Here is an 8,338-nt window from a genome sequence, read left to right on the forward strand (position 1 = left end):
GGATCCAGCATGCGCAAGATCGTGCGTTCCGCCGTCCCCGTTTGCGTACTGGCGATGGTCGCCGTCCTCTTCGCCCCGCCCGCGCTGGCCGCCACCTGGTCCTCCACCGACCGATGGGGCACCTGGTCCAACGGCGGCTACACGCTCTACAACAACATCTGGGGCAGCGGCGCCGGCCCGCAGACCATCTGGGCGAACTCCTACAGTAACTGGGGCGTGTGGGCCAACCACCCCAACACCGGCGGGGTGAAGTCGTACCCGAACGCCACCAGGTACGTCGGCAAACGCATCAGCGCCCTCGGCAGCGCCACCAGCAGCTTCAACGTCACCGTGCCGAACGGCGGCTCGTACACGACGGCGTACGACATCTGGGACTCGGCCAACGCGTACGAGATCATGCTCTGGATGAACAAGCACGGCGCCGTCGGCCCGCTCGGCTCCCGCCAGACCGGCGCCACGGTGGGCGGCCACAGCTGGGACGTCTACCGCGGCAGCAACGGCGCCAACCAGGTCTTCTCGTTCGTCAGGACCGGCAACACCAACTCCGGCACCGTGGACGTCAAGGCGGTGCTCAACTGGCTGCGCACCAACGGCTGGATGGGTGACGTGACGCTCGGCAACGTGCAGTTCGGCTACGAGATCACCTCCTCCAGCGGCGGGATGGACTTCGTCACCAACAGCTTCTCGGTGTCCGCCGGCTGACCGCTCCCTAGGCCTGGGGGTGGTCGTCCCCTCGGTAGACGGCCATCAGCAGCGGGCGGGTCAGGTCCGCCATCTCGGCGGGTGAGCGCGGGCAGTCGTGCTGGAGCCAGTCGGTGGCGACGCCGATGAGCGCGCCCGCCGTGAACGCGGCGGGCACGTCATGCGGGGTCCGGGCCGTGTAGTCGGTCGGGGTGTCGTCCCCGGTGGCCTTGCGGCGCGCGCCGACGTAGGCCGCGACGGTGGCGTGGCGCCGCACGTGGTCGATGACGCGCGCGCTGCCCTGGGGCCCGAGCACGCTGCGGTAGAGGCCGGCGTGCTCGTCGAGGTGGGCGAAGAAGGTCAGCAGCGTGTCGGGGGCGTCGTCCGGGACCTCCCGGACACCGGGGTCGGGGATGGCCTCGATCAGGTCGTCGATCATCGTGGTGCACGCCGCCTCGGCCAGTTCGTGCACGTCACGGTAGTGGTCGTAGAACGTGGAGCGGCTCACCCCGGCGCGTTCGGCGACATCGGCGACGCTGATCCTGGACAGGTCGCCGTCCTGGACGAGGTCGATCAGCGTGCGTTGCAGGGCCGCTTGCGTGCGGCGCACCCGCGGGTCGCTCAGGTCGCTCTTTCTGTCTCTGGTGAGGGCCACGCCTCAGTGTACTGTGCCCTACATCTGTAGGTTAGCCTACAGATGTAGGGAAATTTGGGAATGGCACGCTGATTGGGGACAACCGTGACCGCTGACTCCGCTGAGACGCTCCAGATCACCCGCACCTGCCCGTACGCACCGCCCGAGCAGCACCTTCGCCTCCTGCGTGAGCAGCCGGTCACCGAGGTCGCGCTGCCGGGCGGTTCGAGCGCCTGGGTCGCCGCCCGCTATGAGGACATCCGTACGGTCCTGAGCGACCCGCGTTTCAGCGCCGACCGCCGCCATCCCAACGCCCCCAGGCTGAGCGGCGAGATGGCGCCCGGCGAGTCGCCGCTGCCCAAGATGATGCTGGAGATGGACCCGCCCGAGCACGGTCCGGCGCGACGCGCCGTGATCGGGGAGTTCACCCTCAGGCGCATCGCGGCCCTGCGGCCGCGCATCCAGCAGATCGTGGATGAGCACCTCGACGCCATGCTGGACGGTCCCCGCCCGGTCGACCTGGTGCGGGCGTTCGCCCTGCCGGTGCCCTCGCTGGTGATCTGCGAGCTGCTCGGCGTGCCGTACGAGGAGCACGACTTCTTCCAGACGCACTCGGCGCAGCTGCTCAACCGCGCCGCCACGCCGCAGGAGCGCCACCACGCCTCCTTCGAGCTGGCCGTCTACCTGGACAAGCTGATCAGGGCCAAGGAGGAGGACCCGACCGACGACCTGCTCGGCCGCCAGGTGGTCAAGCAGCGCGAGAGCGGCGAGGTGGACCACGGCGCGCTGCTCAGCCTGGCGTTCCTGCTGCTCATCGCCGGGCACGAGACCACGGCCAACATGATCTCGCTGGGCACGTACATGCTGCTGCGCCACCCCGACACGCTCGCCGCGCTGCGCGAGGACCCGAGCAAGACGCCGGGCGCGGTCGAGGAGCTGCTGCGGCACTTCACCATCGCCGAGTTCGCGATCATGCGGGTGGCCACCGAGGACGTGGAGCTCGGCGGCACGGTCATCCCCGCGGGGGCGGGCGTGCTCACGCTGGCCAACGCCGGCAACCGCGATCCGGAGGTGTTCGCGGACCCCGACGCGTTCGACATCGAGCGCGACGCCCGCAGCCACCTGGCCTTCGGTTACGGCCCGCACCAGTGCCTGGGCCAGAACCTCGCCCGCGTGGAGCTGGAGATCGTCTTCGACTCGCTGTTCAGGCGGATCCCGGACCTGCGGCTGGCCGTGCCCGCCGAGCAGCTCTCGTTCAAGGACGAGGCCAGCGTCTACGGGATGCACGAGCTGCCCGTCACATGGTGACGCAGAACCGTTGAACCAAGTTCATGAATCGGCCCGTACCTCCCAGGAGTAAGCAATCACCTAACCAAGGGCCGATTCATGAACAAGCGCACCCTCGCTCTTCCTGGCCTGGCTATCACCACCGCACTGGTCGCCGCTCCCGTGCCACCGGCCGCCGCGCAGACCAGCACTCCCGTCTACCTGGCCGCCAGCCTCGCCGGCAAGAACGAAGTGCCCGCACCCGGCACCAAGGTCGGCGATGACGACGGCGGCGCCCTCGCGGTCTTCCGCATCCATGGAAACCGCGTCGACTATGCCGTCCGCTGGAGCAACGTCAACGCCCCCAGCGGCTTCCACATTCACAAGGGCAACGCCGGCCAGAACGGCGAGGTCAAGATCCCCTTCATCACCACCGCCCTGCCGGCCCAGCTCCACGCCATCAAGGGCACCGTCATCGTCAAGGACCTCAACCTCCTCGGCCGCATCCTCAACAACCCCCAGGGCTGGTACGCCAACCTCCACAACGCCGACTTCGCCGGCGGCGCCGTCCGGGCCCAGCTCCAGCGCATCCGCCCCGTCGCCCTGGAGAGCATCCTGGCCCACGGCTTCGGCCGCACCCTGACCACCCGCGCCGACGGCAAGCAGGAGATCCCCGCCCCCGGCACCAAGGTCGGCGACCACAACGGCCGCGCCGCCTGGCTCGTCCAGCCCGAAGGCGACCGCGTCTGGTTCGCCGCCACCTGGAAACACGTCGACACCCCCACCGCCGCCCACGTCCACCGCGCCCCCAAGGGCAAGAACGGCCCCGTCGTCGTCCCCTTCTTCGAGGCCAAGGACGGCCTGCCACCCAGCGTCAACGGCCTGGCCGGCAGCTCCAAGACCGACACCGCCACCGCCCAACGCATCTGGAAGAACCCCAAGAACTGGTACGCCAACCTGCACAACGCGAAATTCCCCGGCGGCGCGGTCCGCGGCCAGCTCTACCGGGGCGACTGGTAGCGGGGGTCTCCTCGGCCCGGCGCGGGTGCGCTGGGCCGAGGAGGCGGTCCGGCTGGGGTTGCCGGTCCCGCGTGGCTAACAGGCCGGCTCGGCGACGGCCGGATCCGCCGCTCCGGTCTACGCGTCCTGTTCCGCGGCGTCGGGCACGGCGACCGGATGCAGGCGGACCTGCGTGATCGCGTGGCGCTCGACCCCGAGGACCTCGATGCGCCAGCCGGCCACGGTCACCGACTCGCCCGGCGCGGTCGGCACCCGTCCGAGCTCGGCCAGGACCAGGCCCGCGACGGTGGTGTAGTCGCCCTCCGGCTGCCCCTCCAGGTGCACGTCCACGTCCGGCAGGTCGTGCACCGGGAAGCCGCCGGGCATCGTCAGCGTCCCGTCGTCGCCGCGCTGGACGGTCTCCAGGTCGCTGTCGGTCTCGTCGTAGATCTCGCCGACCACCTCTTCGAGGAGGTCCTCCAGGGTGACGATGCCGTCCACGGCGCCGCGTTCGTCGACGACGAGGGCGAACTGCTGGCGTTCGGCCTTGAAGCGGCGCAGCGCGTCGGAAACGTGCAGGCTCTCGGGGAGGACCAGGGCGGGCCGGGCGACGTCGGCTGCGGCCTCGGCGTCCTGGGTGAGCAGGTCGCGCAGGTTGGCGATGCCGAGGGTGTCGTCCAGGTTGCGCCCGCGAACGACCGGCGCGCGCGAGTGCCCGGATGCCGCCAGTTCGGCCGCGGCCTGCCGGAGCGGGGTGCCGGCCTCGATCGTGAACACCTGGCGCGGGGGCACCAGGACCTCGCGCAGCACCCGTTCGGTGATCTCGACGGCGCCGGAGATGATCAGCCGCTGCTCCGGGGTGAAGCCGCGATGGACGCTGACCAGATCGCGGATCTCCTCCGGGCTCATCTCCTCCCGGTGCAGGTCGGGGTCCCCGCCCATCAACCGGACCGTCAGGTCGGTGGACTTGCCCAGCGCCCAGATGACCGGCCGCGACATGCTCCCCAGCACGCTCAGCGGACGGGCGACCAGCAGCGCCCAGGTCTCCGCGCGCTGCATCGCCACCCGTTTGGGCGCCAGCTCGCCGAACACCAGCGTGAGGAACGTCAGCACCAGGGTGACGAGGATGATCGCCACCGGTCCGGCCGCGCCGCCGAGGAAGGACAGCAGCGGCACCAGGGGTTCGGACAGGGTCACCGCCGCGGTGGCCGAGGCGAGAAATCCGGCCAGGGTGATGCCGATCTGGATGGTCGCCAGGAACTGGTTCGGGTCGCGGGCCAGCTTGGCCAGCACCCGTCCTCCGCTGCTGTGCTGCTCCAGGCGGCGCAGCTGGCCCTCCCGCAGGGAGACCAGCGCGAGCTCGCTTCCCGCGAACACCGCATTGATCACGATGAGGACCGCGACCAGGGCGAGTTGCACCCAATAACCATCCACGAAAGGGGTTCCTCCAGACGCCATGACACTTGCCGTATTGCGCAACTATAAAACAAGTGTGGCGTCTATGGCGTTCTGCGGCCTCTGTCCCGGAATCTCCGGCGGGTGATGGCCAGCAACGTGCCGCCGTACAGGCCGACCACCGCCAGCAGCCAGAGGTAGCTCGTGGCAGGCAGCGCGACCAGCCCGAACGCGCTCGCCAGCGGCGAGAGCGGCAACAGCAGGCCGACCGCGGCGAGCGCGCCCGTGGCCAGCCCGAGCGGGCGCGACACCCCGCTGATGGGACGCAGCAGCAGCATGATGACGGCCTGGGTGAGCATGTTCTCGATGAACCAGCCGGTGTGGAAGGCCGGCGGCCCCTCCACGCCGAGGACCCAGGTCAGGACGGCGAACGTGACGAGGTCCGCCACGGCGTTCAGGGCCCCGAACCCGACGACGAAGCGCAGGATCGCACGCGGCCGGAGCCGGAGAGGGCGGCGCAGGACGGCCGGGTCGGCCCGGTCGAAGGCGAGGGCGAGCTGCGCGGCGTCGAAGCACAGGTTCTGCACCAGCACCTGGACGGGCAGCATCGGCAGGAACGGCAGCGCCAGCCCGGCCGCGAGCATCGCGATCACGTTCCCGACGTTGGACGACAGCGCGATGCGCAGGTAGGTGACGATGTTGCCGGTGCTGCGCCGCCCGGCGGCGACCGCGTGATCGACCGCGGCGAGATCCTTGGCCGCCAGCACGACGTCGGCCGCCTCCCGGGTGACGTCCACCGCGCCCCTCGGGCAGATGCCGACGTCCGCGGCGCGCATGGCGGCCAGGTCGTTGACGCCGTCGCCGAGGAAGCCGACGGTGTGGCCGGAGGCGCGCAGCGCGCGTACGACCCGTGCCTTCTGCTCCGGGGTGCAGCGGGCGACCACCGTCGCCCGGCCGACGGCCTCGGCCAGCTCGGCGTCGGACAGGTCCGCCAGCTCGCCCGCGTTGACCACCGCGCCCACGCTCAGGCCCAGGTCCCGGCAGGTACGGGCGGCGGTCGCCGGATGGTCGCCGGTCAGCACCTTGGGAGTGATCCCGCGGCGGGAGAGCGCCGCCAGGGCCCCGGGCGCCTCCGGCGACGGCTCGTCGGCCAGCGTGACGAAGCCGGCGAAGGAGAGCCCGCGCTCCTCGCCCAGGCGGTGGGCGGCAGGGCGGTCGGCCACAGCGACCGCGAGCACCCGCAGCCCCTCCTCGGCCAGCCGGTCGGCCAGGCGGACGGCCCGCAGGCGATCCGGCGGGCTGAGCGTGCAACGTTCCAGCACCGGCTCCACAGCGCCCTTGACCACGACGCGGTGCGCGCCGCCGTCGTGCACGAGCGCGCACGAGACGCGGCTCACCGGATCGAACGGCGAGGCGTCCACGCCCTCGACGTCCCCATGGTCCGGCGCGCCGAGCAGGATCGCCTCGTCCAGGGCGTCGGGCACCGGCGGGTCGGCCAGGTGCAGCGTCCAGAAGCTGTTGATCGCGGCCCAGCGCAGCACGTCGGGATCCGGACCGCCGTCCGGGCCGATGGAGTCCCGGAGCACGGGACGGTCCCGGGTGAGCGTGCCGGTCTTGTCCATGCACAGCACGTCGATCGCGCCCACGTCGTGCAGCGCGGCCAGCCGCTTGACGATCACGCCGCTGCGCGCCAGCAACGCCGATCCCCTGGCCAGAGCGGTGGTCACGACGACGGGCAGCATCTCGGGCGTGAGCCCGACGGCCACCGCCACCGCGAACGGCAGCGCCTCCAGCCCCCGGCCGCGCAGGACCGCGTTGGCCACCAGCGCCACCGGCGGGATGATCACCATGAGCCGGACCAGCGTCCAGGAGATGCCGTTCACCGAACGGTCGAACGCCGACAACCTGCGCGCCGGCGCGGCGGAAGTGCCCGCGAGCATCGTGTCCGCGCCGGTGGCCGCCACCACCGCCAGCGCGCTCCCCGAGACGACGCTGCTGCCCTGCCGGCACAGGTGGTCGTCACCCTCGGGCAGGTCGAGCGCCCGCTTGGGGACCGGGGCCGACTCCCCGGTCAGCGGCGCCTGGTGCACCGTCAGCCCCCTGGCACGCAGCAACCGGACGTCGGCCGGCACCAGGTCACCCGGCCCCAGCTTGATCACATCGCCCGGTACGAGCTGGTCGACCGGGATCTCCCGCTCCCACGGCTCGGCGTCCTCCGACGCACGCCGCCGGACCGTCGCCGTGGTGGCCACCAGCTCCCGCAGCGCCGCGGTCGAGCGGTCGGCCCGGTATTCGCCGTTGGAGCGGAGCACGCAACTGGCCACGACCAGGAGCACGATGACGCCCGCCGTGCCCCAGGACGCGATCAGGGCCGACACCACCCCCAGCGCGAGCAGCACCATCGTGAACGGGTCCCGCAGGCTGCGCGCCAGCCGGCGCGGCCAGGACACGGGACGACGACCGGGAAGGACGTTCTCACCGTGGCGGAGCAGCCGGGCCTCGGCCTCCGCCGCCACCAGGCCGCGCGGCCCGCTGTCCAGCAGCCGCAGCACCTGCAGCCTGCTCAGGGCCGCGACCTCGTCCCCGGCCGGCCGGGACGGCGTGCTCGGCGCCTCAGGCGCCCAGACCACGGGCCTGTCCCCCCGGGCGGCCCGCCCGCTCGGCAAGGCGTCCCACCAGCACCTGGACCGTGGCGACGATGTCCTGGTCGTCGATCAGGTAGACCACCCGGCGCCCCTCGCGCCTCGACCGCACCAGGCCGGCCAGCTTCAGCTTGGCCAGGTGCTGGCTGACCGCGGGAAGCGCCCCGCCCACCCGCTCGGCCAGCCCGGTCACGTCGCATTCGCCCTGCGCCAGCGCCCAGACGATGTGCAACCGCGGAGGCGACGACAGCAACCCGAAAGCGGCCGCGGCTTCGGCCAGCACGTCGGCGGGCGGGTCGCCGACCTCCCCCATCGCCACCGTCACTCCTCCTCCGGACATAGCCGCCCAGTCTAGGGCGTCACGGCTTGGCCTGCCCGTCCTCCCGCATACCCGCGCGCAGCCTGGCCGCCTGCTCCTCCAGCCGCCGCGCCTGCTCCTCCAGCGTCGGGCCGGAAGACGGCGGCTCGGCCGGTTCGTCGTCGTGGAGCTTGCCGGCCTCGGCCTTGAAGATCCGCAGGGACCGGCCGACGGCGCGGGCCGTCTCCGGGAGCTTCTTCGCGCCGAAGAGCAGCACGAAGACCAGGGCGATGATGAGGATTTCAGCCCATCCGAGATCCTGCATGAGGAGTCCTAACGTTGCTCGGATGCGCAAGTATAGGAGTGTCCGGGCGCATCGAAGACGTCACCTGCCGGTCGAGCGCCGCCGCCTCTGGATCGCAT

Annotated in this window: 8 protein-coding genes; 3 read left to right on the forward strand and 5 right to left on the reverse strand. The window is 71.6% G+C overall.

Translation table 11 applies throughout. The annotated features are described in order from the left end of the window. Positions 1 to 9: 9 nt before the first annotated feature. Positions 10 to 702, forward strand: coding sequence for a glycoside hydrolase family 12 protein (locus ACWDRB_RS26405; RefSeq protein ID WP_449897819.1), 693 nt, complete (start codon positions 10 to 12; stop codon positions 700 to 702). Between the two features lie 7 nt (positions 703 to 709). Here ACWDRB_RS26405 and ACWDRB_RS26410 read toward each other — a convergent pair whose 3' ends face one another. Beyond that, on the reverse strand, positions 710 to 1,336 hold the full coding sequence (locus tag ACWDRB_RS26410; RefSeq protein WP_449897821.1) for a TetR/AcrR family transcriptional regulator: 627 nt from the start codon (positions 1,334 to 1,336) through the stop codon (positions 710 to 712). Positions 1,337 to 1,420: 84 nt separating this feature from the next. Here ACWDRB_RS26410 and ACWDRB_RS26415 point away from each other — a divergent pair, with 84 nt between their 5' ends. Both ACWDRB_RS26415 and ACWDRB_RS26420 read left to right on the forward strand, forming a co-directional pair. After that, complete coding sequence (locus tag ACWDRB_RS26415; protein ID WP_449897823.1) at positions 1,421 to 2,623, forward strand: cytochrome P450; 1,203 nt, start codon at positions 1,421 to 1,423, stop codon at positions 2,621 to 2,623. A 78-nt stretch (positions 2,624 to 2,701) separates the two neighbouring features. Continuing rightward, positions 2,702 to 3,601 (forward strand): CHRD domain-containing protein, encoded by a 900-nt coding sequence (locus tag ACWDRB_RS26420; RefSeq protein WP_449897825.1) that lies wholly within the window; start codon positions 2,702 to 2,704, stop codon positions 3,599 to 3,601. A gap of 117 nt (positions 3,602 to 3,718) precedes the next feature. On the opposite strand, the gene ACWDRB_RS26425 is transcribed toward ACWDRB_RS26420, so the two are convergent. The 4 genes from ACWDRB_RS26425 to tatA all read right to left on the reverse strand — a co-directional run bounded on the left by ACWDRB_RS26425 (position 3,719) and on the right by tatA (position 8,240). Next, complete coding sequence (locus ACWDRB_RS26425; RefSeq protein WP_449897827.1) at positions 3,719 to 5,014, reverse strand: hemolysin family protein; 1,296 nt, start codon at positions 5,012 to 5,014, stop codon at positions 3,719 to 3,721. Between the two features lie 65 nt (positions 5,015 to 5,079). Continuing rightward, positions 5,080 to 7,605 (reverse strand): magnesium-translocating P-type ATPase, encoded by a 2,526-nt coding sequence (gene mgtA / locus ACWDRB_RS26430; protein ID WP_449897829.1) that lies wholly within the window; start codon positions 7,603 to 7,605, stop codon positions 5,080 to 5,082. Beyond that, positions 7,589 to 7,957, reverse strand: a complete 369-nt coding sequence (locus tag ACWDRB_RS26435) for an ArsR/SmtB family transcription factor (protein ID WP_350727544.1) — start codon at positions 7,955 to 7,957, stop codon at positions 7,589 to 7,591. The genes mgtA and ACWDRB_RS26435 overlap by 17 nt, the downstream gene beginning before the upstream one ends. Positions 7,958 to 7,976: 19 nt before the next feature. Then, on the reverse strand, positions 7,977 to 8,240 hold the full coding sequence (gene tatA / locus ACWDRB_RS26440) for a Sec-independent protein translocase subunit TatA (protein ID WP_449897833.1): 264 nt from the start codon (positions 8,238 to 8,240) through the stop codon (positions 7,977 to 7,979). Positions 8,241 to 8,338 lie beyond the last annotated feature (98 nt).

The sequence above is a fragment of the Nonomuraea sp. NPDC003707 genome, assembly GCF_053587055.1.

Coding starts and splice junctions, on each gene's coding strand:
- ACWDRB_RS26405 (WP_449897819.1), top strand. CDS start 10: ATGCGCAAGATCGTGCGTTCCGCCGTCCCCGTTTGCGTACTGGCGATG.
- ACWDRB_RS26420 (WP_449897825.1), top strand. CDS start 2,702: ATGAACAAGCGCACCCTCGCTCTTCCTGGCCTGGCTATCACCACCGCA.
- ACWDRB_RS26435 (WP_350727544.1), bottom strand. CDS start 7,957: ATGTCCGGAGGAGGAGTGACGGTGGCGATGGGGGAGGTCGGCGACCCG.
- tatA (WP_449897833.1), bottom strand. CDS start 8,240: ATGCAGGATCTCGGATGGGCTGAAATCCTCATCATCGCCCTGGTCTTC.